We start from the raw sequence: 25,688 nt of genomic DNA on the forward strand, positions 1-25,688 counted from the left end.
CGTCTTTACAATGGGATATTTTAAGCAGAAAGGATCGTTTGACCACTCGTTGCTGGAAGCGGGGTTTGGGAAAGAGAATGAATACATACATAATCGCAGTGTAAACATGGGAATATCGCATTTCATTATTTTCCAATTTTTTTATTGACGACTATATCAGCTGACGATATACTAAATGTATCAGCACCCGATATATCATCGTTCGATAGTAAGGAGGGATTCGATTGCAGCAGCCTTTAACAGAAGGCATATACTATATTTTGCTGGCGCTTTATGAGCCACGCCACGGTTACGGCATTATGCAGGTTGTCGAGGAATGGAGCGATGGCCGCGTGAAGCTGGGTGCGGGCACGACATATGGCGCGCTGAAAAATTTGCAGGAAAAAAAATATATTGAAACTTTAGCGGGGGAAGGACGTAAAAAAGAGTATGTCATCACATCGCTTGGAAAACAAGCTGTCGAGTCCGAAGTTACCCGCATTAAAGAACTGTACGATAATGGACGAAAAATTATTCAGGCGAAAGGGGATTTGTGATGCGTAAGTTTAATATTATGCTAGATGATGCGAAAGAAGAGCGATGGATCAATGAACTGGCCAACGATGGCTGGCATTTCAAAAGCTTTCACTTTCCGTTCTACACCTTTGAAAAGGGGGAACCGGGCGAATATGTGTATCGCACTGAAATGCTTGAAGGGATTGGCTATGGCAAAGCAGCAAAGGAATATTTGGAATTTGTTCAAGGCACAGGTGTGGAAGTTGTGCAAAAACGCTTTAATTGGGTGTATTACCGCCAGCATAAAAGCAAAGGCGATTTTGTGTTGTATAGTGATGCGGGTTCGAAGCTTTCATACATTAATCGCATCTATACGATTTATGGTGTTGTGTCAGCGCTGAATTTAGCAGGGGCACTAGGCAACGGCATTGTAATGGCCCTTGATGAAAGCGCGCATATCAACAGCTTTATAGCAGGTCTGAACACGGGTATTTTCATTGCGCTTTTGTATCCGCTGGCAAAAACCTTTTTCCGCAAGCGAAATTTAAAGAAAGAAATCGCGATGTTTGAAATTTAAGGAGGGAAATGATAATGGTGTTACAGCTTCAAGGCGTGACAAAACGCTACAAAGATTTCGTCGCTGTCAATCAGCTCAATTTTACGATTGAAAAAGGCGAAATATTCGGATTAATCGGTCAAAATGGTGCGGGGAAGACGACGACATTCCGCATGATTCTGGATTTACAGGATACGACGGAAGGCACGATTACGTGGGGAGGGCAGCCGATTAAGTCAGTGAACCGCGATATTTTAGGCTATTTGCCGGAGGAGCGCGGAATTTTCCCGCAAATGAAAGTGGAGGAGCAGCTGTACTTTTTTGGCGAGCTGCATGGCATGGATAAAGCCGAATTGAAGAAGGATATCGACTTTTGGATTGAGCGCTTCGATCTTGAGGAAAAGCGCAATGTCAAAGCGGAAACATTGTCTAAAGGAAATAAGCAAAAGGTGCAGCTGATTGCGAGCTTCATTCATAAGCCGCAGTTTCTGATTTTGGATGAGCCATTCAGCGGGCTGGACCCGGTGAATATGGAGCTGCTGAAAAATGCAATCCTGCATTTGCGCGATCAAGGAATGACGATTTTATTCTCCAGCCACCAGATGGATAATGTCGAGGAACTCTGTGATCATCTTTGCCTATTAAAGCGCGGCGAATCACTGTTTTCCGGCTCACTGCTCGATCTTAAGAAGCAATATGGCAAAACGAGATTGACAGTACGCACCGACAAGCCGTTCGAAGTGCTAAGCGAGTACCCGGGCGTGAAGCATGTGAAAATGGAGCGTGACATGCAGGCAGTGCTGACGCTCGAAGATGAATCATATGCGCCGCAAATTTTCGAATTGCTTTCAAATGGCGCGTATATTGAAAAGTTCAGCTTGGATTACTTATCGCTGCACGAAATTTTCAAAGAGAAAGTAGGTGCCGGCCTTGTCTAAATTTATGGTGCTAGTAAAAAAATTGTATAAACAGAAGTTTACGTCCAAATCGTTTATTTTAACGACATTGCTTTATTTGGTCGTTCTTGCGGGGATTATGTATTGGTCCGAAATTAAAGAACTGATTTTCTCGGGCGACGCGGATACGATCGCGGTTGTAAATGAAACAAACTTTGATGTATCGCAAGTGTTGCAGGATACGGATGATTATCAATATGAATATGTCGCATCAAGCGAAGTCGCGGACAAATTGAAAGACGGCGATTATTATGCAGCATTCACATTAAGTGATGCCGACGGAAAATTGGCGGCGAAAGTTGAATCATATGACCCGCTGCCGCTGAATGATCAGCAAACATATCAAGGGGTACTAAGTCAAGTCGGGCAAATGTATGCGATGAGCCAGCTGGATTTATCAACGGAGCAGCAACAGCTACTATTATCATCAGAGCCGATGATTACGCTGAATTCCATCAATGAAGCAGCGGAAGATGGCAAATCGGCAGAGGAAAAAATGGCCGGTGTATGGATTTCCTATGCCATTGGAATTATTATTTATATATTTGTGGCAACATATTTATCAATGATCACTACTGACGTCGCATCTGAAAAAGGATCGCGCGCACTGGAAATGCTGCTTGTCAGCGTGAAGCCTGAAGTTCATTTCCGTTCAAAAATTGTCGGTGTGTTTTTAGTCGCCTTAACGCAATTTGTCGTCCTGTTTGGCGGCCTGCTCTTATTGCTGCGCTTTTCGGATGGCGGCAACAAATGGTCGATTGTCACTAATTTGCTTGATTCAATGTCGATCGGCTATTTCCTGTATGTGATCGGCTTCCTGTTCTTGACGATTTTCATGTATTTGATCATCGGTGCATTGTTCGGTTCCCTTGTATCAAAAGTAGAAGAAGCAGGGCAAGTGATGATGCCGGCAATGATGCTGACGCTTGTCGGATTCTATGTCATGCTCACTGGGATGGGCAATCCGGATACGATGCTCATCAAAGTATTTTCATACATTCCATTTACATCGGGGATGGTCATGCCGATGCGTTTAGGGGCAACGGATATGAATGCCGTTGAGCCGATCGTTAGCTTCGTCGTATTGGCAGGGACAGTATTGGCGCTTTATTTCATTAGTCTATCGTTCTACAAGCGCAGTGTATTAACATATTCGTCAGGCGGAATCATCGAAAAAATGAAAACGGTATTTAAAGTGACAACATAGTATACGAGTTGTTTTTCGGGCATTTTCGTAGTAAACGAGAAATATGCGGGAAAATTTTATGATATGCTCCCCATTAGGCAGACAGATTAAAAATAAAATCTGTTCATCGAAATGGGGAGTTTTTTCATTCCTGCCATTAACAAAGCAGATTCGTGAAAGAAGGACCGAGAATATTGTTTAGGCAAGGACGCAAATCTATGGAGTGGTTGCAAGTATCCACTTAGTGCTTTTTGGTTAGATATAATTAGGAATAACAACTAACTCTCAGGAGGTGAACTATATGAATAAATATAGTGTTTTTTCACTATCCACTTTAGTAATTTTCATAGTTATGTTTTTTACAATGTGGAGTGGCGTGTCGTTAGGAGCATTAGGTAGACCATACTTTATTTCAATGTTTCTGTTCCCATTATTAGGGACCGTTTTAGGATTCAAAGCAAAAAAAGGTTTATTGAAATGGCTACTGATCATACTTAATATTATTGCAATCTGTACAATCGGGTACATTTCATTACTTGCTTACGGTATTGCAGAAAGTTAATTGATGCAGAATGGGTAGCATACGCTATCCTTTTATAAAGCCTTACAAAGCAGCCATTGAAAAATTGACTGTGGTGTTGCTCGATTTTTGACATTTGAAATAACCATTTGCATAATACGGTTTCAAATGCCAAATTCTTGCCTAATTCAAACTAGCGGAACCTATATAGCGTTGTTTTGAACGATATTTACCGCTCCACTTAACCGATGTACTTCCTCGATGAACACAGCCTAAACCAGAGACAAATAGGGTTCACGAATGCTTTCGAGTAGTATATGGTTTATAAGGAAACAAGTCCTGTCTAATAGCGTTAAACAACGCCCATAACTCGGATTTGGTTAGTTCGCTGAAATTTTCATATTCATCTTGCCACATCTCCTTAAACCCTATATTCCAAAGCGGCAAGGGGAGAGAGATACTTAACGTTGATAATAGCTGATCTGCTTGCGAATGCTTAGTAAACCTTTAACAACTTTAGATATTATTTTAGAACTTGTTAGTATAAGTTCCCTTTTCTTTTAATTTGTTTGTCATTTCATCTACGTGCTGACGTGAACTTGCGTGAAATGCCAAATGATTAAGACCTACTCGGCATCGATGGTACGGAATATGTAAAAACCTGTCCTCAGCTTGTACAAAAACAATGTATGTATCATCGATTTTCCAACTTTTACCTCCTTCCCATTCTTGAAAAGAAGAGTATCCCAATTCTTCAAGAAACCATCCCCAAAAATCTACTGTCCTTTTCATATCCGATACATATATTTCAATATGATGAAGCAATCCTTTTGCCATTGAAACTTCCTCCGCCACAGCTTATTCTTTCACAATCTATAAATTTATCTTAGCATAAATTTCCCATTTACCTTCCAAAAGAAAAAATTCGCTTAAAATGAGAGAATAATTAAAACTATTTTTGACATTGATTTTGGCAAGACAACATAAATTTATGCGGTGTCGTCAATTCACATGCAAAATAATAAGCTATAGTAAAATATATCCTTCTCGAATTTTGCTATTGGATTTCCTGTCTAGAGAGCCTAAAATGCACATCAAAGGTACATATTCATATAAGTTAACTTAAAATAAAAAAAGGTTGACGTGAAAACGCCATTACTTTATATTTACGTTAACCTAATAAGATTTAAGGTTAACGCAAATGGGAGGTTATTATGGAATCTGTATCACGGTCAAGCACTTCATGGAAAACAATCGACTTGGTGTATTGCGGTTTATTTGCAACACTGATGATGATTGGGGCAAATATTACTTCATTTGCACCATTTTTAACAGTAGGCGGTGTACCTATAACATTCCAATTATTCTTTGCAGTGCTAGCAGGCTTAGTACTTGGGAAAAAGCGCGGGACAATCGCTTGTACAGTTTATATGCTTATAGGACTTGCAGGGGCACCTGTATTTGCAAAGTTTAACGGAGGATTTTCAATGATTTTGGCACCAACATTCGGTTTTATTGTCACGTTCATCGTAATTGCCTATGTAGCAGGTGTCGTGGTCGAAAAATATCAAACTCGTACAGCGTATATCGTCGCTGCCCTAATTGCAACATTTATAAATTACTTTTTAGGGACGAATTGGATGTATGCTGCGTATAAATTATGGACAAGTGCACCGGATGGTTTTACTTATGGTCTGGCATGGCTTTGGATGATACCACCGATGCCAAAAGATTTTGTATTGGCCATCTTTGCAGGGATATTTGCTTATCGCCTACAAAAGGTTCTAAAAATCTTACCGGTCAAATAGGAGGAAACAATAATGAATTGGATTCGATTAGCTGAAGAAGTTCTCGAAGGAAAAATACTTACACATGAAGAAGCATTAGCCATATTACATTCACCCGATGATGAATTACTGCTATTAATGCAAGGAGCATTCACAATTCGGAAACACTATTACGGTAAAAAGGTAAAATTAAATATGATTATGAATGCCAAAAGTGGCTATTGTCCTGAAAACTGCGGCTATTGCTCGCAATCGTCCATTTCGACTGCACCAATTGAGAAATATCCGTTTATTACAAAAGAAGAAATTTTAGACGGAGCTAAAAAAGCGTTTGAAAATCAGATTGGTACTTTTTGTATTGTAGCAAGTGGGCGCGGACCGACACGCAAAGATGTAAATGTAGTGAGTGAGGCGGTTCAGGAAATTAAAGAAAAATACGGTTTAAAAGTATGTGCTTGCTTAGGGCTGCTGAAAGATGAACAGGCAAAACAATTAAAAACAGCAGGAGTCGACCGCTATAATCATAATTTGAATACATCCGAAAAACACCACGATTATATTACAACTTCACATACATATAAAGATCGGGTGAATACGGTTGAAATTGCTAAAAAATATGGGATGTCACCATGCTCAGGGGCAATTATCGGCATGCGTGAAGCGAAACAGGACGTTGTCGATATTGCCTATGCACTTCATGCGCTCGATGCAGATTCCATTCCGGTCAACTTTTTAAATGCAATTGACGGGACAAAGCTGGAAGGAACAAAGGAGCTAGATCCCCGCTATTGTTTAAAGGTTCTGGCCTTATTCCGCTACATTAACCCGACGAAGGAAATACGAATTGCAGGAGGACGTGAAATCAACTTAGGTTCGTTACAGCCACTCGGGTTGTATGCCGCAAACAGTATTTTTGTAGGCGATTATTTAACGACAGAAGGACAAGAGGAAAATGCGGACTATGCGTTAATTCGCGATTTAGGCTTTGAAATTGAAGTCAATGAAAAACAAGCAGCATTACATGAATAATCAGTAATAAAAAGAGGGTGTATTCTGCATTTCATGAAACGCGGAATATGCCCGATTGTTTTGTATATGGTATGCATAATCAAGTATAAATTGTAAACAGATAGATGTGCATTTTGTTGCACACTATCTGTTTTTCATTAAGCTTTTTCCAAGATACATGTCTTGTCTATTAATATCTCATAATGGCGATTATTTATATTTCATTTACTAATGATTGTACTATGTATAGAGTATAAGTTAAAAAGAATGAAAGAAGTGAACTAGATGGACACGGGAAAGCATTTTTCTTCCTCTTTTGTGAAAGGTTTATTATTGACACTTGGCATCGCAATCGTCGCGAAATACATTTCAGTCCTGCCTTTTTTCTCGATTATGGGACAGCTTGTTATTGCCATATTACTCGGGATGATCTGGAAAGCAACAGTTGATGTTCCGGAACCGTGGCAGACGGGTATTTCGTTTTCAAGTAAAAAATTATTGCGTCTGGGAATTATTTTACTCGGGATGCGTTTAAATTTAGTGGATATTTATCAGGCGGGTGCAAGTGTATTTCTTATCGCTTTTATTAATTTAGTTTTTGCATTGTTTGTCGTATACGGACTATCAAAGCTTTTCCATGTAGAGAAAAAACTCGGGATTTTAACCGCGTGCGGAACAGCAATTTGCGGTGCGGCTGCAGTTGTGGCGATTGCCCCGCAAATTAAAGCAGATGAAAAAGAAACAGCAGTCAGTGTCGCGATTGTGGCATTACTCGGAACGTTATTTACCCTTGGCTATACATTGTTGTATAAATTACTTGGTTTAACACCTGCAGAATACGGGATTTTCGCCGGCGGGACATTGCATGAAATTGCCCATGCCATTGCAGCAGCTGCAGCTGGTGGCGATGAAGCTGTCGATATCGCAATCATTGTAAAGTTGACACGTGTCGCTTTATTGGTACCTGTCGCGATTTTGATTGGCATTTGGTATAGAAGAAGTGAAAAGGGGCAAGAGAAAGAGGCATTTTCCTTATCGGCCATACCGTGGTTTATTGTCGGATTTTTAGTAGTGAGCGCCTTTAATTCACTTGGCATTGTACCGCAGTCTGCTGCACAGGCTATTGTTAATATTGCCTATATTTTAATTGCCATGGCGATGGCTGGTCTAGGATTGAATGTTGAAATAAAAGCGTTCAAAAAATTAGGAGGAAAGGCGTTTGGAGCAGGACTTGTCGGATCCGTTTGCTTATCCGTTCTTGGTTATCTGTTAGTTGTTCTGTTTCAGTAGAATGGCATTGTTTTAAGCTCTTGTCTCGATGTGTAGAGGCAAGGGCTTTTCACGGGTAATCATCCTGCGTAAAATGGGGGCTTGCTATAAATTGCCGGCGCTCATTTTTTGTGGACATATAGAATAATAGTTGACGTTTTGCTAGAGTAATTCATTGTCGGAATCCCTGTTAAACGATAATATAAATTTACTTTAGAACAAAATTTGAAAAATGAAAAAAGTTTTAAGTGGCGGTTACTAAAGAAAGAAATGTCAGGAGAGAAGGGAAACATCATGCTCAAAATCTTTTCGTATTTTCAGAAAAAGGAATGGATGCTCATCGCCATTAGTATTGCATTCATTGTCGTACAAGTATGGCTTGATTTAAAATTGCCGGACTATATGGCGGAAATTACGACACTTATTTTAACAGAAGGTACGACAATAGGGGATTTGCTTATCCCTGGCAGCTTTATGATGTTATGTGCAATCGGCAGTATGTTTGCAGCGATTATCGTCGGGTATTTCGCGGCACAGGTGGCAGCCGGCCTAGCAAGAAGGCTGCGCGGGCAAGTATTTGAGAAAACATTATCGTTTTCGATGACGGAAATGAATCATTTTTCAACATCGAGCCTGATTACCCGCTCAACAAATGATATTACACAGGTGCAGATGCTTGTGGCAATGGGGTTGCAAGTTGTCATTAAAGCACCGATACTGGCCATTTGGGCGATTACAAAAATAGCGAATAAAAATTTAGAGTGGACTGCGGCAACCGGGGTAGCTGTACTCGTTCTGATCGTATTAATTACAATTGTTGTCATATTTGCCATTCCAAAATTCCGTATTATTCAAACGTTAACCGATAACTTGAATCGGGTTACGCGTGAAAATTTGACAGGCATTCGCGTTGTGCGTGCTTATAATGCAGAAAACTACCAGCAGCAAAAATTTGATGTGGCCAATACGGAGTTAACATCAACAAATCTTTATGCGATGCGTTTAATGGCCTTAATTTTCCCGACGATGGGACTCATTATGTCAGGGCTGAGCTTATCGATTTATTGGATAGGGGCATTTTTGATTAATGAGGCACAGGCAATCGACAAATTACCTCTGTTTTCGAACATGGTCGTGTTTACGTCGTATGCGATGCAAGTTGTTATGGCCTTTATGATGGTAAGTATGATTTTTATTATGCTTCCTCGTGCTGCTGTTTCAGCAAAGCGTATTTTAGAAGTATTGAAAATGAAAAATACGATTGATGATGGGACTGTTACGAACGGCAATCCGCAATTTGATGGGACCGTTGTATTTAATAATGTTAGCTTTCAATATCCAGGTGCGGAAGAAGCGGTACTGGAGGACATTAGCTTTAGTGCAAAAAAAGGGGAAACCGTTGCCTTTATCGGTGCGACCGGCAGCGGAAAATCAACTATTCTCAATTTAATTCCCCGGTTGTATGATGTGACTTCTGGCGAGGTGCTTGTCGATGGAGTCAATGTGAAAAATTACGCGCAAAACAAGCTGCATGAAAAAATCGGCTATGTTTCGCAAGCGGCTGTTTTATTTAGTGGTACGGTAGCATCGAATGTTTCCTACAGTGATGAACAGGCAGAGCTTACACGCATAAAAGAAGCGGTTGCGACTGCACAAGGACAGGATTTTGTAGAAAAGCTGGATGGCGCTTACGAAGCTGAAATCGCGCAGGGCGGTAAAAATGTATCTGGCGGGCAAAAACAGCGGCTATCGATTGCCCGTGCTGTTTATCATCAGCCTGACATCTATTTGTTTGATGATTCATTCTCTGCACTGGACTACCAAACCGACCGGAAGCTGCGCAGCGCATTGAAGCAGCAGACAAAAGAAGCCATTACATTTATTGTGGCACAGCGAATTGGCACGATTAAAGAGGCGAATCAGATCATTGTTCTTGAGCATGGACGCATCGTCGGAAAAGGGACACATGAGGAATTAATGGCAAATTGTGCAACCTATCAGGAAATTGCGTATTCACAGCTTTCAAAGGAGGAATTAAACGATGGCCAATAATGAAAAACGTCGTGGTGGTCCTGGTTTTGGTTCTCCGCATGGTGCTGACAGGAAAGGGGAAAAGGCAAACCATTTTAAAAAAACGATTGCGAAGCTTGTGCGTTATTGTAAAGCATATATGCCATTTATCGTTTTTGCACTTGTTTTAGCCTTTATTAGTACGGCTTTCACTGTATTTAGCCCTGATTTACTAAGCGATATGACGGATGAAATTCAGCGCGGCTTAATAGGCGCGATGGATATGCAGACAATCCAAAAAATCGGATATATTTTAGTTGTGCTCTATGGCTTGAGCTTCATTTTCAGCTATGTGCAGGGCTATACGATGGCCACGATTACACAGCGTATTACGAAAAAAATGCGCGGTGATTTGTCGGAAAAAATCAATCGTTTACCGCTGAATTATTTTGATAAAACGACTGTCGGGGATACGTTAAGCCGTGTAACGAATGACGTTGACACAATTGGGCAAACGTTAAACAATAGTTTAGGGCAGCTTGTAACGGCATCGGCCACGTTTATTGGTGTGCTCATTATGATGTTTTACACGAACTGGATTATGGCGCTTACCGCAATTTTATCTACCCTGATCGGATTTGCGGTAATGTCTGTTATTATGAAGCGTTCGCAAAAATACTTTGATAATCAGCAGGCACAGCTCGCAGAAATAAACGGCCATATTGAAGAAATGTATACAGGGCATCAAATTGTCAAAGTGTATAACGGGGAAGAACGGGCGATTTCAACGTTCCATTCAATTAATGACAAGCTGTATGATAACGCTTGGCGTGCACAATTTATGTCAGGGATGATGATGCCGCTCATGCAATTTATCGGCAACTTCGGCTATGTGGCGGTTTGCATTGTCGGCGCACTTCTTGTAGTGAATGATGTGATTACAATGGGGGTCATTGTCGCATTTATGGTTTATATCCGGTTGTTTACACAGCCTTTAGCGCAGATTGCACAAGCGGCAACGAATTTACAGTCAACAGCAGCGGCTGCGGAACGTGTCTTCACATTTATCGAAGAGCCCGAACTCGAAAATGAGCAGGCGAAGAAAGCAGTAATGGGTGAAGTGAAGGGCGATGTATCGTTTGAACATGTATCATTCGGCTATATGGACAATCAGGAAATTATTAAAGACTTCACGCTCGATGTGAAGGCGGGGCAAAAGGTTGCGATTGTCGGTCCAACAGGTGCCGGGAAAACAACGATTGTCAATTTATTAATGCGCTTCTATGAAATGAATTCCGGTGATATTAAAATTGATGGACGATCGATTAAAGAGCTAACGCGTGAACAGGTGCATGACCAGTTTTGTATGGTCCTTCAAGATACGTGGTTATTTGAAGGAACGATTCGCGATAATATTATTTATTCAACAGAAAATGTAACGGAGGAACAAGTAGTGGCGGCAACAAAGGCTGTCGGAATGCATCAAACCATTCTAGCGCTGCCTGATGGCTATGATACGCTATTAAATGATAAGGTCAATTTATCGATTGGACAAAAGCAATTAATTACGATTGCGCGTGCCATGATTGAAAATGCCCCATTACTTATTTTGGATGAAGCAACAAGTTCAGTGGATACACGTACTGAAGTGCAAATTCAAGCAGCGATGGATCAGCTTTCCGTTGGCAAAACATCGTTCGTCATAGCGCACCGCCTGTCGACAATACGTAATGCGGATATGATAATTGTGATGAAAGACGGCTCGATTTTAGAAACAGGGGACCATGAAACGCTGCTTGCGCGTGGCGGGTTTTATGCGGAACTGTATAACAGTCAATTTGAAAGTGTGTCGTAAATTTAAAAGCTGCAGGTCATAATTGGAGCTTTCGAAACAGAGTTCTATGATTCGTTCACTTTCGCTGTAATTGCTTAAGGTGCGAGTAGCTATTCACGCCTAATCGTAGTACACTAGAAATATACGAGAGGCTTGTCTTTTACGGCAAGTCTCTTTTTAATGGAACGCTAAATAAAAAGGATGACATGATGAGAAAAATAGTAGAATTGCAAGTAGATGGTAAAGCGATCAAAGATTTGACGAATGGCTATCCGCTCATTTTAAAAGAGGCGGTTGTCATGCCTGAAGTGGCGATTGAGGAGGGCAGCCTGCTTCATCTTGTCGATAAAAGCGGGGGCTATATCGCAACAGGCTATTACGGTATTCAAAATAAAGGCATTGGCTGGGTGCTGACTCGTAAAGAAAAAGAGCAGATTGATGTGAAGTTCTTCACGAAAAAAATCAGGGAAGCTGCTGAAAAGCGCGCAGACTTTTTTGCGTCGGACGATACAAGTGCCTTCCGTATGTTTAATGGTGAAGGTGACGGTATTGGCGGTTTGACGATCGACTTTTTCAATGGCTTTTATATGGTGAGCTTGTATAGCGAAGGGATATATTCATTCCGCGAAGATATTTATGCGGCATTGGAGCAAGCGGTCAATACGCGCGGTGTTTATGAAAAACTGCGATTCAATACGAATGGCCAATATATCGATCAGGATGACTATGTATCGGGCGAAAAAGGCGACTTCCCGTTAATTGTCCAGGAAAACGGCATGAATTTTGCGGTTGATTTGAATGATGGGGCGATGACGGGCATTTTCCTTGATCAGCGCAATGTACGTAAAGCATTACGTGACCGCTATTCAACAGATAAAACTGTATTGAATACATTTTCATACACGGGTGCGTTTTCTGTAGCAGCTGCTTTAGGCGGGGCTTCGGGCACGACAAGCGTCGATTTGGCAAAACGCAGCTTGCCGAAAACAATCGAGCAATTCAGCGTGAATGGGATTGACTATGAATCACAGGATATTAAAGTGATGAATGTGTTCGATTACTTTAGCTATGCAGCGAGGAAAGGCCTGAAATTTGATGTTGTCGTGCTTGACCCGCCAAGCTTTGCGCGAACGAAAAAAATGTCGTTCAGCACAGCGAAAGATTATCCGAAACTATTGAAGGATGCGCTGGCAATTACGAACGATGGGGGTATTATTATCGCATCGACGAACAATGCAAGCTTCAATATGAAAAAGTTCAAGACGTTTATCGACAAAGCGTTTAAAGATTTCGGCGCACGCTATAAGATTTTAGAAGAGCACCAGCTGCCGGAAGATTTCACGGTGCCGCATAACTTCCCGGAATTCAATTATTTAAAAGTAGTCATTATTCAATGTATTTAAGCAGCTGTCTCCATCCTTATAGGGGGAAAGGAAGACGGGCTAGCCAATTGTCGGTGGAGCGGAGCAGGACGGTTTTCCCACTGAAAAGAGAGAATCCGCACAGATATGTCTCGCTCCGTGAAAATACCGCGAGCGGATTGAAATAATTGATGAACTAATCGGAGTGATATTATATGAAATACAATAAAACAACGATGCTTAAGCTTATTAATGAGCATCGCGAACTGCATGATGAACTGAAAAAACTGAAATCGGAAATGGGCCTTGAGAAAAACTTTGCGGTGAAAGCACTGTATCATTCGGCAGTGGCGGAAGACGGCCCTTATATGAAAGATTATCAGGAGTTGGAAAGACTGCGCTAAGATCTTGTGTCATATGGATAAAACGAAAAACATCAATTGTTCCTGCATCGGGGAAATTGATGTTTCTCTGCTTTAGTCAAAATGGATTTCCGTTACGGAGACACTTTTCTGAATCCCGGTCAATCATTAAGTAAGAAGGGATAGAAAGTTATCGGCTCTAAACCGAAAGTTGAGGATGATGAAACTTCATGTCAAATCAACCCCATACGATTGTAATGAACCGAATAAGCGGATATTTTCCGGCTAATAGCTAAATGGCATTTGATTTAGGGGAAATAAAGGGATTTTTTCCGGCTAAGCCAACCAAAATCCGCCTTTTTCCCGTTTTCCGATTCAATAAGCGGAATTTTTCCGTCTATTTCAGCAGTTTTTTAAATCAATTTCCAATTAAACGGAATTTCTCCGTCTATTCATCAAAATGGGCGGTCGAGGGCAAAAAGTGTTCAGTCGGCTGGCAGGAGAAATATAATCCTCAATCCAAGGCAGATAATCCCTGCTATGCCCAGGATTATCGTCAATCGCGTTTTCTTATTCCCCACTTGGTATGATATAATCCTCAATTGGCTCAAGATAATCTTCACTCATATTTTTGATCCTAATCCGGCAAAATATAATGCTCGGATTTCCCTATAATACCCCGCCCTGTATTTAGTTGCACAATCCACTATTCAGGAATGGATATGACTTTCCCTTTTCCCTTTTACACAATCGCATATACATAATGAAATGGGCGCCTAGCCTGAACTTTCAGCAGGTAGCAGCGGACCCTCGTCACCCCGTATCGAGGAATCATCCTCTATTTCTCGCCTGCCCCTTCGCATTAAACTATCCGCTTTTTGTCCCAACCGTGTATTTTATTTTGCGAGGATAATCAATTATTTTCCTTTTCGCTTTACTAGCCATCTGTTATAGCTGTATATCGTGAGTACTGTCAGAACAAGAACAATAATGGCTATGACGATAATTAAAGTCCATATAGAATTATCATCCTCGGAATCGGTTTCATCTTTTAATGTATCCACAAGATTCGATACATCAGACCCTATTTTTTCTGTCGTATCGGCTGCTGTATCCTTGCCGTCAGCCGTTGCGGAAGCATCAGGCGCATTGACTGTAAATGAAAAAGACCCTGATAACGGGTGTCCGTCTTCACTGATGCTATTCCATTCAACCGTATAAGTATCATCAGGAAGAGGAGAAGCTAATGTCCCTGTCAATACACCGTTATTTAATGCAATCGACTCCATTGCCATTTCTGAACGGTCACTTGCAAGCACTTTGAATATGCTGCCTTCTTCAATTTTGCCTGAATAGTTTAAAATGATCGTTTGCAATTTCTCTGTCACCGTTGTGCCGTCTGCGGGGGTTGTTGAGTCCAAGTACGTATGTGCGTTAGCGTGAGGCATAAACAATAAAAATATAGCAACTAGCGATAACAATAATTGTTTCATCATCAGAATTAATTCCTTCCTTCATCATATTTACCTGTGCCCGAATGCAGCGAAAGAAACGTAGATATAGGTGCATTAAAATCCGCTGTGCATGGAGCGCTGCTTTTAGTATGGACGAAAAGATATTGAAATATTGGATTGTATAGCATAAAGACTGCCGAAAACCAATGTTTTTATAGAGCAGAGGCATCATTTCCGAGTATTGGGAATTCTATGCGTTAAAAATAATTCGGATTCCGAAAAAAATAGCTGTTTAATATATCGGAAAATTAAAATTTTTGTTAAAATGGTGGAACTTGAGTAAAAAAGAGGGTGAAAAAATGAAGGTGTTTCTTAAATTAAGCTGGTTTTTTAAAGAGCGGAAATTTCAGTACAGTGTCGGACTGCTGATGCTCATACTTGTCGCCATTTTACAGCTTGTGCCACCGAAAATCATCGGCTATACGATTGATGAGATCGGTGACCAAACATTGACGAAGGCCGGGCTGTTTAAATGGTTGGCAATCATTGTCGCCGTGGCGCTGTCGATGTATGTACTGCGGTATTATTGGCGACAAATGATTTTTGGCTCGTCCAACTATTTGGCCCGTATAATGCGCGAAAAATTGCATCGTCATTTTACGCAAATGTCCCCGTCATTTTATCAAAAGCATCGTGTCGGCGATTTAATGGCACATGCGACAAATGATATTAGCGCGGTCCAACAAACAGCAGGCGGCGGGGTTTTAACATTGTTCGACTCGGTTACGACAGGGGGGTTCGTCATTTTGGCGATGGCGGTCACGATTGATTGGCGACTGACATTGATTGCGCTCATTCCGATGCCGCTAGTCGCTTTGTCGACGAGCTATTACGGTAAATTGCTGCACGAGCGTTTCCGCCATGCCCAAGCCGCGTTTTCGGATTTGAACGATAAAACACAGGAAAGCATCAGCGGTATGAAAGTATTGAAAACATTTGGCCAGCAGGGCGAGGATGTCGCTGATTTTACAAAACTTTCTGATGAAGTCGTGGAAAAAAATATGCGTGTTGCGAAAGTGGATTCATTATTTGACCCGACGATCAGCTTTGTCGTTGGCCTGAGCTTCATGCTAAGTTTAGGGTTTGGGACGAAATTCATTATGGACGGTGCAATAACGGTCGGGGATTTAGTGACGTTCACGACATATTTGAGCATTCTCGTTTGGCCGATGCTTGCGATTGGGATGCTGTTTAATATTGTGGAGCGCGGCAGTGTTTCATATGACCGTATTGAAAGGATTTTGAATACACCGATCGAAATTGACGATAAGCATGATGCGATTGCGAAAAGTCCTTCAGGGGATATTGTATTTGGCATCAGATCCTTTACATTCCCCGGGGATGCAGACCCTACATTGCGCGATGTCCATTTTGAATTGAAACAAGGCGAAACATTGGGCATTGTCGGGAAAACGGGTGCAGGAAAAACGGCGATATTAAAGCTGTTGCTTCGCGAATTCGAAGGCTATGAAGGTACTATCCGATTTGGCGAATACAATATTAACGACTATAAAAAGGGCTGTTTGCGTGAAGCAATCGGCTATGTGCCACAGGACCACTTTTTGTTTTCGGCCACACTATTTTCGAATATCGCATTTGCCAATCCAAGTGCAGGCATAGAGGAAGTGCGGGCAGCCGCAAAGCTTGCCAACATTGATGACGATATTATGAGCTTTACAGATGGCTATAAAACGCTTGTTGGTGAACGGGGCGTATCGCTTTCCGGCGGGCAGAAGCAGCGAATTTCCATTGCGAGGGCGCTGCTGATGAAGCCTGAGCTGCTTATTTTGGATGATTCGCTATCGGCTGTGGATGCGCGGACAGAGGAAGCGATTTTGCATGCATTGAAGGAAGAACGCAAAGATTCGACGACGATCATTACGTCACACCGATTAAGCGCGATACAACAGGCGCATGTCATTATCGTCGTGGAAGAAGGCTCGATCATCGAAAAGGGGACACATGAACAGCTGATGGCATTGCAGGGAAGCTACTATGAAATGTACCAGTTACAGCAGCTGGAGCAACTAGTTGAGCAAGGGGGCGATGGACATGGCCAATGATACAATTTCAAGCAAAGAACAGCGGATCGTCCTTAAGCGGCTTTTCGCATATTTAAAGCCGCATAAAAAGCTGTTGGCTGTCGCGCTTTTTCTGCTTGTATTAACTGTAATCGGGGATATTATCGGACCTTATTTAATTAAAGTGTACATCGACGACCATTTAATGATCGGCAATTTCAATTTGCAGCCTATATTGATTTTGGCGACCGGCTATTTTGCAATCCAAATATTGAATGTCGTCATTACGTATTATCAAAACATTAAATTCCAGGAGCTCGCTTTGAAAGTTATTCAGCAGCTTCGGATTGATGTGTTCTCGAAAATCCACAGGCTTGGCATGCGCTATTTTGATCAGGTGCCGGCAGGGTCGATCGTTTCGAGAGCGACGAATGACACGGAAGCGATCAAGGATATGTTCGTCTCGGTATTGATCAGTTTTGTCCAGGCCGCCTTTTTAATTGTCGGCGTGTATATCGCGATGTTTTTCCTGAATGCAAAGCTCGCATTATTTATGCTGCTTTTGCTGCCGGTCATTATTTATATTATTTGGCTTTACCGCAAAATGAGTTCTGTCGTGTATATGCGCATGCGCGAAAAGCTGAGTGAACTGAATGCAAAGCTATCCGAAACATTGTCGGGGATGAGCATAGTGCAGGCATTCCGCCAAGAACAGCGCTTCAATGACGAGTTCGACAAAGTGAATGAAGAGCACTTCCAATCAATGATGGCCAATACGAAGATGAACAGTCTGCTCCTGCGCCCGATCATTGATTTAGTGTACTTTACGGCGATTGTCATTTTACTGTTCTATTTCGGGTGGACATCGTTTGAAACAGCGGTGGAAGTCGGGGTTGTGTATGCGTTCATTACATATATGAACCGCTTCTTTGATCCGATCAATCAAGTGATGGAGCGTCTGGCACTGTTCCAGCAAGCGATTGTGGCAGCTTCCCGCGTGTTTGCTTTAATGGACAATGAGGAGCTTGAGCCGGCACAGCAAAACAAGCCTGTCACTGTAAAGGAAGGCCGTATTGAGTTCAAAGATGTTTCGTTCAGCTATGACGGGAAGCAAGATGTATTAAAAAATATATCGTTTACGGTGAATCCTGGTGAAACAGTGGCGCTTGTAGGGCATACAGGCAGCGGGAAAAGCTCGATCATCAATTTATTGATGCGTTTTTATGAGTTTGAGCGCGGGGATATTTTAGTCGATGGGCAATCGATCAAAGATTTCAGGCAGCAGGAGCTACGCGAGAAAATGGGCCTCGTTTTGCAAGATCCGTTTTTATTTTACGGTACGATTGATTCGAATATTCGATTGTACAGTGAAAAGCTAAGCTTGCAAAAGGTGAAGGAAGCAGCCGAATTTGTACAGGCAAACGACTTCATTGAATCGCTGCCGGATGGCTATGAAAGCCGCGTGACGGAGCGTGGCTCGACATTCTCGAGCGGGCAGCGCCAATTGATCGCATTTGCACGCACGATAGCGACAAATCCGAAAATTTTAGTGTTGGATGAAGCGACCGCAGCGATTGATACAGAGACAGAAGTCGGCATTCAGCAGTCTTTGGAGAAAATGCGGAAAGGCCGCACTACAATCGCGATTGCGCACAGACTTTCGACGATCCAGGATGCAGAGCAGATTTTAGTGCTGCATAAGGGGGAAATCATCGAGCGCGGCACCCACCAGGAGCTGATCGCGCAAAAAGGTTTATATGAAAAGATGTTCTTGCTGCAAAATGGAATTGTAGAATAATGATAGAGTCTGTTTTCTATGACTGGAAAGCCCGGCTGTAACATAATCTTTCAATTCGACATTTACTTCTCAAATTTCGACTACTATAATTAAGGAAATATCGATAACAATAGAAGGTGCAACAATGTCAGAACAACAAAAGGGCGTCCTGTTTGCTGCAGGCGCCTATTTAATGTGGGGATTGATCCCGCTTTATTGGAAGCAAGTACAGCATGTCGGCAGTGTGGAAATTTTAATGGGGCGCGTCATTTGGTCATTCGCCTTCACATTGCTTTTTATTTTGATCATTAGGCAGCATAAGGAAATGACCGCGGATATTAAAAAATTATGGGCAAATCAAAAGCAGTTTTGGCTGCTTTTTATCGCATCATTCATTATTTCGCTCAATTGGGGAATCTACATATGGGCGGTAAACAATGATCATCTGCTGCAGGCGAGTTTAGGCTATTATATTAATCCTCTTATTTCGGTATTGTTTGGCCTTATCTTTTTTAAAGAGAAAATCTCCCAGGCTACAGCCATCGCGGTCATCATTGCGGCGATCGGTGTTGGCTATCAGGCGATTTTAGGCGGAACGATCCCATGGGTATCATTGACGCTTGCTTTATCGTTTGCATTTTACGGGGTGATCAAAAAGAAAATCCCGCTTGATGCCACACGCGGATTAGCCATCGAGACGCTTTTTATTTTACCGATTGCGCTGATCGGCTATGCTTATTTAATGCAAACATCGGATATCGCTTTTATGCAAGTCGATTGGAAAACGAATTTATTCTTGATCGGCAGCGGGATCGTAACCGCTTTTCCGCTCGTGCTATTTGCGAAAGGCGCCCAAAAGATCCCGCTATATTTAATGGGCTTTATCCAGTTTTTATCACCGACAATGAGCTTACTAATCGGGATTTTTGTTTATAAAGAGCCGTTTACAACGACCGAATTCGTAACATTCGGCTGTATATGGCTTGCCGTGCTCATCTTCTCGCTCTCAAAGCTTATCGAAGCAAGAAAGCGCCAAGCAATCTAGACCGAGATGCCTTGCAGTGTATGCTGCAAGGTGTTTTTTTGAAAATTAAAGTTTCTGCTTGGAGTATAAATTTGCTTGTTTTTAAGAAAAACTATTGAACGGAGCCCTCCAAAGATTTGAACGCTTCTTAATATAGGCGGCTGCTTGCAGCTCTGGAGTGCGCATTAGCGTTTGTAAAGGGCGATCATCTAAAACTTGTATACCGCCATAATGTTAACGCAAGCGGCTCTTAAAAATTCCGCAAGCCTGCATGTGCAAAGGTTAAAACAGCGTTTTTATGCATTTATAAAGGAATAATCTAAAAAAGAAATCCTTGCAGAAATACAGATTGGATTATAGAGTTTCTTCTTATTAATTACATTGAAAAGTTTCATCAACTGTTTAAAATAAAATTGTTAGCACGATTGCGCAAAATTCCAATTCGCTCCACTCTAAAATTTACGAATGGAAAAACATTTGAAAAAAGCAAGATTACTGAATATTTAATAAATTAAGTTTTGCTGCTTTTATTTCGTTTTTCTAATTGTAACAACGCTTTCTTTGTGCTATCGTTGCTTAATGAATGGTATGTGAAAGTTTTTACAAATGGGTATGAACTTTTCATTTGAAAAAATATTAAGTGTTGGCAAAGGAGAGTTATTATGTCAGAAATGAATAATCAACAGGTAGAAAAAGTGTCTGTTACACAAGAACAATTAGACGTATTAGACCAACTATTAAAGCCAGAGGTACAAGCTTCATTAACAACGCTTGTTGACAACCTGCCAAAATTGGCTGAAATGACGACTTTATTAACAAAAGCGTATGAGTTCGCGACAAATATTGCAACAGACGAAACGCTGAAAAATGATACAGTAGCAGCAGTTACAGAAATGGCGAGCCCGGTAGTAGGCACAGCTAAATCGATTGCCCAAACTGCAATGGAAGCGAAGGACCGTGCTGAAGTAAGCAATGAAACAGTAGGTGTGTTTGGCTTATTGAAAATGCTGAAAGACCCTCAAGTACAAGGCGCATTACGTTTTGCCAATGCCTTTTTGCAAGTAGCAGCTGAGCGTAAAGAAAAATAGGAAAACATACTTCGCCAAACAAAGAGCGAAATACTGTTTTTCTTATGTGGATGTCATCGAAACCGAGACTTTCAATTCCACTGAATAATTTGCACAATCTAATTTTATTGGAGGATGTTATACATGGTAACTAAAGAAATCGTTATTTTAGGTGCTGGTTTTGCTGGAGTGCTTGCTGCTCAAACAGCTCGTAAATTTTTAACTACTGAAGAAGCGAGCATTACAGTCGTAAACCAATTCCCGACACACCAAATCATTACAGAATTGCACCGTTTAGCTGGCGGAACTATTGCAGAGGGTGCTGTTTCTTTACCGCTTGAGAAAATTTTCAAAGGTCAGGAGATTAACCTGGAAATCGCAAAAGTGAACAGCTTCAACGTGGAAAACAAAAAAGTGGAGCTTTCAAACGGCAAAACTTTACAATATGATACATTAGTAGTCGCTTTAGGCAGCCAAACTGGATTCTTCGGTATTCCAGGATTGGAGGAAAACTCAATGGTGCTGAAATCGGTTGACGAAGCAAACCATATCCGCGAGCACATTGAAGCCCGCATTAAAGCATATGCGGCAACAAAAGACGAGGCTGATGCGACAATCGTAATCGGCGGCGGCGGTTTGACAGGTGTTGAGCTTGTTGGGGAAATCGTGGACCACTTCCCGAAAGTGGCGGAAAAATACGGCGTTAAATTCGAAGACTTAAAAATTAAATTAGTGGAAGCAGGTCCGAAAATTTTACCGGTATTCCCTGATAACTTAATCGAGCGTGCAACACAATCATTGACAAAACGCGGCGTTGAATTTATTACTTCAACTCCTGTAACTGGTGTTGAAGGCAATGTCATCCAATTAAAAGACCGTGAACCGATCGTTGCAAACACGCTCGTATGGACAGGCGGGGTAGCACCACTTCCATTAGTTGCGGAATCTGGTTTAGCGGCAGACCGCGGCAAAGCAACAATCAATGACTTCCTGCAATCAACATCTCATCCGGACGTATTTGTAATTGGCGATGCATCTGCGCATATTCCAAACCCAGGTGACCGCCCGACATATGCACCGACTGCACAAGTTGCATGGCAGCAGGGAGAAGTTGCAGGCTATAACATCTTCGCACAAATTAAAGGCTCTGATTTAAAAGAATTCAAATTCACAAACTCAGGCACTTTAGGCTCTTTAGGGCGCAAAGACGGAATCGCAACAATCGGCGCAAACAATACGCAGCTTGTTGGTCTACCGGCAACATTAATGAAAGAAGCATCAAACATTCGTTATATGACACATATTAAAGCGCTATTCGGTTTAGCGTATTAATAGAGAGGGACATGCCTTAAAGTTTCATTACTTTCAGGCATGTCCTTTTATTTTGTTAAGGCATGGGTGAAAAAGGCGGGTCGTTTACGGTGTGCCTTTAATGCAGCTATGCGGTCCGCAAAAAAATCGGCATAACTTGATGATGAGACAAATTAGAAGGTTCTTTAAACTATTTACAGAAGGGGGAAATCTTTATATGCTTTAGCGTTTTGTTGTTTAGTAGATATGAAAAAGCAATTTTTCCCACGGCCTCCACATTATAAAAGACAATATTTTACGTTATTTTTTGCAAAATGTGTTTTTCTATAAAAAAACGAGGAAATTATATCAAATAAATACTATAATAGAAGAAAATGTTATTGAAGAGGTATCATTATGAAATATTTTGACTCATCCAATTCATTATTTCTTTTAACAGAGCAGCAGCAGCACCAGTTTTCCAAGCTAGAGCATTATGATTACTTTTTCCATTTAATTCGCCATGATTTTCATGGATTATCATTCGCCAATTTAAGTGTGAGCGATATTTGGGCTTACTTTTATTTTGAGGAAGTGCCCGTCATCAATTCCGAGCATGCATTAATCTTCTTATTGCGCAATTTTATGCTGAATGAAGTCATCATCAGCCAGAAATTTAAACGATTGAAAAAATCCACGATAGGCTCGTATACAAATGCATTGATGGCATCCGTCCTGACGGTCAACCTGTTTTTGGACAGCTTGCTCGAAGCGCTCCGGACATTGCCGAAGGAGCAGTATAGTTTATACATGAAATTTGAAAGCAGCTCAAAGCAATTGTTCAATGACCGCTTTTCTGCCTATGAGCATTATCCGAAAAAACTTGTCCAAATCGAGACGGCCATTTTAAAAAGTTTGCGCCAATATATCTGGCAAAATGACAAACTATTCGATCAACGGAAATTGAAAGTCGTTCGCCTTATCGATGAAATCACAATTATAGAAAGAGAGCTTTTTAAGCCGTTTTGCAAAATAGAGTAGGAGGTATACATCTCTATGGGGGAGCATCTAAAGACAATTCATCAGCTCGAGCATTATCGTTCACAAAGCTTCATATCGCTTGAAGCGCAATATGAAGCATTTAAAAGGATGTTCGGATGCTGTGTGCATGAAGGCAATATAGAAACGATCAATGATTTTATCCGTTTTGATAGTGAACCATTTATTTTATCAAACAGTAATATGAAAGTGCTGCAATTTCTGGTTGAACAAGAATGGTATTTTAAACAAAATTTAAAAGAATGCCTGGCCGTCCTCTATTTAGTTATCGGTCATTGCCATTATTTTAACATCAATCTCGAGCAGGCGAAAAAGTATTACCGAATCGCGAGCAACTATGCACTTCAATATGAAAATTATTCATTGCTGTCACTCGCGATGAATAATTACAACGCATCGCAAATCGACAAACTGCCGGATGATGTGTTTTGGGATATTAGCAAAATTCCGGCCATTTTTCTGAAGCTTGGCACAGCGAACGATGAACAATATCTTATCGTCCGTTTTATAGCGCATATCGAAATCTCGCTCAAGCTGGACAAAGTGCAGTATGCGGAAAATATATTTAGTAAATATTTTACCGATTACGAATTCAAAAAGGATTCCCGTGTCGATCTGCAAGTGCGTGTATTGCGCGGGAAAATCCATTTCCAAAAAGGCGAATATGAATTGGCGATTGAAATTTTGCATGAAGTGCTCGTTATTTGCATGGAAATGAATTTTAATAAAGACTTGGTGCAAGTATGCTATAACTTAATTACAAAATCATACAAAATGCTGAACGAGGAAAGCCTCTCGCGCAAAATGGAGCAATATCAAGCCCGTTTTCAACGCAGATTGGAAACGGATAAGCGATATATTGAAAAATACATTAAAACTTTCAACGATAAAGAACATGAAGGGGATGAATATTTTACCGCCCCATTGCCCCGGTTCAAGCTTGACGGAGAGTGCCTGTTAAGCGATATTGCAAATGACGGCTATACGCTTGTGCTTGTCGATTGCAAAGTGAGGGCTAACGGAAAAGACGCATTGAATGATATCATTTATTTGATCAATGACAAAATGATGCTGGAAATGAAAGAGTTCATCATTGCGAGCACGCGAATTGATAACTCGACGATCGGCTATATTATCCGATTGCAGGAGCAGTTTACCGATACATTATGCGCGAAGGTTTTCCATAAAATCCGCGAACATTATCCGAAAAATGACAGTGTATTGGAAGCCATTTATTTTGCGGCGGTCAACAATAAGGAAAATGGGTTGCACAGCTATGAAAAATGCCTCGATATGGCCTATGCATATATTTATTACGAGCTTTATAAATAGCGGTTGCATTCTGTATTACTTAAATTGATTCATTATACAAAAAATTCTAAAAATAACTTCCGTATTCGGACAACTAATATTAAAATATAGGGAGTACATCAAAGGAGGCAACCGAATGTTAGTTAAACAAAGATATGTAAAAAAGAAAGATGTAAGCTATGTTAAAGAAACCGATTTGATTTCCGACGTGCTCGGTCAATTAAACGACAATGGCTACAGATGCATCCCTGTATTGGATGAAGCAGGCGAAAAATTCGTCGGGAATATTTACAAAGTGGAAGTGCTCGAATATAAATTGAAAGAAGGGGACATGAAAGCGCCGGTAAAAACGTTGGCAGAAGAACCGGATGCATTTATTCATGAGAACAGCTCATTTTTTGAAGTGTTCCATTCGATTAAGCAATTACCGTATTTGGCGGTTGTTGATACGAAAGGCAACTTTTCGGGCATAATGCCGCATTCGAAAGTTTTCGAGCTGCTGGAAGAGGCATGGGGCTATCGTACAGGCAGCTGTGCGGTCACGATTGCATTGCCGGACACCGACGGGATTTTAATTAAAGTGCTGACGGCCGTGAAAAAAGTTTGGCCGCTGCATTGTGTGTTCTCGCTGGACGATGACACAACGTATTTGCGCCGTGTTGTCATCACATTAACAAAAGGAGCAAAGCAATCGACAGTGGACGAGCTGGAGCAATCCATTTTAAAACAAGGCGCGCGTATCATCGATTTGGAAGTGTTTGATAAAGAGAATTTTTAAATGTTTGAGACGATTCGTTCATTTTGGGCGGGTCGTTTTTTGTTGAGGGAGATTTCGCAATGGGCTTATTTAATGGCACCGCAGCCTTTCGTCAAAAAGTTTCATGGCGAATGCGGCTCCTCGTTGTTTGTGCATAATCCCCTAACGGAAGAAACACCTCGTAAATCCTTATTTTACGATTAATAAGAAGAATCTATTTTGAAAAAAGATTGATCAAAATGAATTCTCCTTAGCATTTTTAAGTTCAGTTTTTAAGAAAATTTGATTATTTTCTACATGTGTTACTTCATAAACGCACCCCATTGTTGCATAAGGGTTGCATTAGATCTATTTTTTTAAATGTTAAGCAGAAGGTTGTCTATCCCCCAATTACATCAACTTAAATGATAATTCCACTTGCTTCTATACTTGAAATTGTATCTGAGAAAATGAATCCCTGTTAAAAGATATTGCCTATCCCATAATGTTGTGTTTATAAATTTTTATTCATATAAGAATATTTC

Annotated in this window: 22 protein-coding genes and 2 pseudogenes; 21 read left to right on the forward strand and 3 right to left on the reverse strand. The window is 41.1% G+C overall.

The window, feature by feature from the left end:
* Positions 1 to 224: 224 nt before the first annotated feature.
* The 5 genes from ACTHOQ_RS05355 (at position 225) to ACTHOQ_RS05375 (ending at position 3,755) form a co-directional block, all read left to right on the forward strand.
* Entirely contained in the window at positions 225 to 536 is a 312-nt protein-coding gene (locus tag ACTHOQ_RS05355) for a PadR family transcriptional regulator (protein WP_440494661.1), read from the forward strand.
* A complete protein-coding gene (locus ACTHOQ_RS05360) occupies positions 536 to 1,072 on the forward strand; it encodes a DUF2812 domain-containing protein (protein ID WP_440494662.1) in 537 nt (178 codons plus the stop codon). Before ACTHOQ_RS05355 ends, ACTHOQ_RS05360 begins: the two co-directional genes overlap by 1 nt.
* 14 nt (positions 1,073 to 1,086) lie before the next feature.
* Positions 1,087 to 1,989, forward strand: coding sequence for an ABC transporter ATP-binding protein (locus tag ACTHOQ_RS05365; protein ID WP_440494663.1), 903 nt, complete (start codon positions 1,087 to 1,089; stop codon positions 1,987 to 1,989).
* Positions 1,973 to 3,214, forward strand: a complete 1,242-nt coding sequence (locus ACTHOQ_RS05370; protein ID WP_440494665.1) for an ABC transporter permease — start codon at positions 1,973 to 1,975, stop codon at positions 3,212 to 3,214. The genes ACTHOQ_RS05365 and ACTHOQ_RS05370 overlap by 17 nt, the downstream gene beginning before the upstream one ends.
* Positions 3,215 to 3,494: 280 nt before the next feature.
* Positions 3,495 to 3,755: a hypothetical protein gene (locus ACTHOQ_RS05375; protein WP_440494666.1), complete on the forward strand. Its 261-nt coding sequence runs from the start codon at positions 3,495 to 3,497 to the stop codon at positions 3,753 to 3,755.
* Between the two features lie 162 nt (positions 3,756 to 3,917).
* On the opposite strand, the pseudogene ACTHOQ_RS05380 reads toward ACTHOQ_RS05375, so the two are convergent.
* Together ACTHOQ_RS05380 and ACTHOQ_RS05385 are read right to left on the reverse strand one after the other, a co-directional pair.
* Positions 3,918 to 4,130: pseudogene (locus tag ACTHOQ_RS05380) on the reverse strand (IS1595 family transposase); the annotation flags it as partial.
* Between the two features lie 132 nt (positions 4,131 to 4,262).
* Positions 4,263 to 4,550, reverse strand: a pseudogene (locus tag ACTHOQ_RS05385) (VOC family protein); the annotation flags it as partial.
* Between the two features lie 377 nt (positions 4,551 to 4,927).
* Here ACTHOQ_RS05385 and ACTHOQ_RS05390 point away from each other — a divergent pair.
* The 7 genes from ACTHOQ_RS05390 (at position 4,928) to ACTHOQ_RS05420 (ending at position 13,386) form a co-directional block, all read left to right on the forward strand.
* The gene (locus ACTHOQ_RS05390) at positions 4,928 to 5,521 is read left to right on the forward strand and encodes a biotin transporter BioY (RefSeq protein WP_440494667.1); all 594 of its coding nucleotides are present in this window, start codon (positions 4,928 to 4,930) and stop codon (positions 5,519 to 5,521) included.
* A 12-nt stretch (positions 5,522 to 5,533) separates the two neighbouring features.
* Positions 5,534 to 6,529 (forward strand): biotin synthase BioB, encoded by a 996-nt coding sequence (gene bioB, locus ACTHOQ_RS05395; protein WP_440494669.1) that lies wholly within the window; start codon positions 5,534 to 5,536, stop codon positions 6,527 to 6,529.
* 264 nt (positions 6,530 to 6,793) lie between these two features.
* Positions 6,794 to 7,798, forward strand: a complete 1,005-nt coding sequence (locus ACTHOQ_RS05400) for a YeiH family protein (protein WP_440494670.1) — start codon at positions 6,794 to 6,796, stop codon at positions 7,796 to 7,798.
* Positions 7,799 to 8,071: 273 nt separating this feature from the next.
* Positions 8,072 to 9,829, forward strand: a complete 1,758-nt coding sequence (locus tag ACTHOQ_RS05405) for an ABC transporter ATP-binding protein (RefSeq protein WP_440494671.1) — start codon at positions 8,072 to 8,074, stop codon at positions 9,827 to 9,829.
* On the forward strand, positions 9,819 to 11,642 hold the full coding sequence (locus ACTHOQ_RS05410) for an ABC transporter ATP-binding protein (protein WP_440494673.1): 1,824 nt from the start codon (positions 9,819 to 9,821) through the stop codon (positions 11,640 to 11,642). The genes ACTHOQ_RS05405 and ACTHOQ_RS05410 overlap by 11 nt, the downstream gene beginning before the upstream one ends.
* 188 nt (positions 11,643 to 11,830) lie before the next feature.
* Positions 11,831 to 13,024 carry a class I SAM-dependent rRNA methyltransferase gene (locus tag ACTHOQ_RS05415; RefSeq protein WP_440494674.1) on the forward strand — a complete coding sequence of 398 codons (1,194 nt, stop codon included), beginning with the start codon at positions 11,831 to 11,833 and terminating at the stop codon, positions 13,022 to 13,024.
* 173 nt (positions 13,025 to 13,197) lie between these two features.
* Positions 13,198 to 13,386: a hypothetical protein gene (locus ACTHOQ_RS05420; protein ID WP_440494675.1), complete on the forward strand. Its 189-nt coding sequence runs from the start codon at positions 13,198 to 13,200 to the stop codon at positions 13,384 to 13,386.
* An 875-nt stretch (positions 13,387 to 14,261) separates the two neighbouring features.
* Here the strand turns inward: ACTHOQ_RS05420 and ACTHOQ_RS05425 are convergent.
* On the reverse strand, positions 14,262 to 14,840 hold the full coding sequence (locus ACTHOQ_RS05425) for a copper resistance CopC family protein (RefSeq protein WP_440494676.1): 579 nt from the start codon (positions 14,838 to 14,840) through the stop codon (positions 14,262 to 14,264).
* A gap of 317 nt (positions 14,841 to 15,157) precedes the next feature.
* Here ACTHOQ_RS05425 and ACTHOQ_RS05430 point away from each other — a divergent pair, with 317 nt between their 5' ends.
* The 9 genes from ACTHOQ_RS05430 to ACTHOQ_RS05470 all read left to right on the forward strand — a co-directional run bounded on the left by ACTHOQ_RS05430 (position 15,158) and on the right by ACTHOQ_RS05470 (position 25,368).
* Complete coding sequence (locus ACTHOQ_RS05430) at positions 15,158 to 16,921, forward strand: ABC transporter ATP-binding protein (RefSeq protein ID WP_440494677.1); 1,764 nt, start codon at positions 15,158 to 15,160, stop codon at positions 16,919 to 16,921.
* Entirely contained in the window at positions 16,911 to 18,677 is a 1,767-nt protein-coding gene (locus ACTHOQ_RS05435; protein WP_440494678.1) for an ABC transporter ATP-binding protein, read from the forward strand. The genes ACTHOQ_RS05430 and ACTHOQ_RS05435 overlap by 11 nt, the downstream gene beginning before the upstream one ends.
* 124 nt (positions 18,678 to 18,801) lie before the next feature.
* The gene (gene rarD / locus ACTHOQ_RS05440; protein WP_440494680.1) at positions 18,802 to 19,701 is read left to right on the forward strand and encodes an EamA family transporter RarD; all 900 of its coding nucleotides are present in this window, start codon (positions 18,802 to 18,804) and stop codon (positions 19,699 to 19,701) included.
* Between the two features lie 641 nt (positions 19,702 to 20,342).
* Positions 20,343 to 20,768, forward strand: coding sequence for a DUF1641 domain-containing protein (locus ACTHOQ_RS05445; RefSeq protein WP_440494681.1), 426 nt, complete (start codon positions 20,343 to 20,345; stop codon positions 20,766 to 20,768).
* 123 nt (positions 20,769 to 20,891) lie between these two features.
* Positions 20,892 to 22,079: an NAD(P)/FAD-dependent oxidoreductase gene (locus tag ACTHOQ_RS05450; RefSeq protein ID WP_440494682.1), complete on the forward strand. Its 1,188-nt coding sequence runs from the start codon at positions 20,892 to 20,894 to the stop codon at positions 22,077 to 22,079.
* 375 nt (positions 22,080 to 22,454) lie between these two features.
* Complete coding sequence (locus tag ACTHOQ_RS05455; RefSeq protein WP_440494684.1) at positions 22,455 to 23,078, forward strand: serine protease; 624 nt, start codon at positions 22,455 to 22,457, stop codon at positions 23,076 to 23,078.
* 15 nt (positions 23,079 to 23,093) lie between these two features.
* Positions 23,094 to 24,428 carry a dehydrogenase gene (locus ACTHOQ_RS05460; protein WP_440494685.1) on the forward strand — a complete coding sequence of 445 codons (1,335 nt, stop codon included), beginning with the start codon at positions 23,094 to 23,096 and terminating at the stop codon, positions 24,426 to 24,428.
* Positions 24,429 to 24,543: 115 nt separating this feature from the next.
* A complete protein-coding gene (cbpA, locus tag ACTHOQ_RS05465; protein WP_440494686.1) occupies positions 24,544 to 25,185 on the forward strand; it encodes a cyclic di-AMP binding protein CbpA in 642 nt (213 codons plus the stop codon).
* Positions 25,186 to 25,368, forward strand: coding sequence for a hypothetical protein (locus tag ACTHOQ_RS05470; RefSeq protein ID WP_440494687.1), 183 nt, complete (start codon positions 25,186 to 25,188; stop codon positions 25,366 to 25,368).
* Positions 25,369 to 25,688 lie beyond the last annotated feature (320 nt).

Source organism: Solibacillus silvestris, from assembly GCF_051967575.1.
Classification (GTDB): Bacteria; Bacillota; Bacilli; order Bacillales_A; family Planococcaceae; genus Solibacillus; species Solibacillus silvestris_B.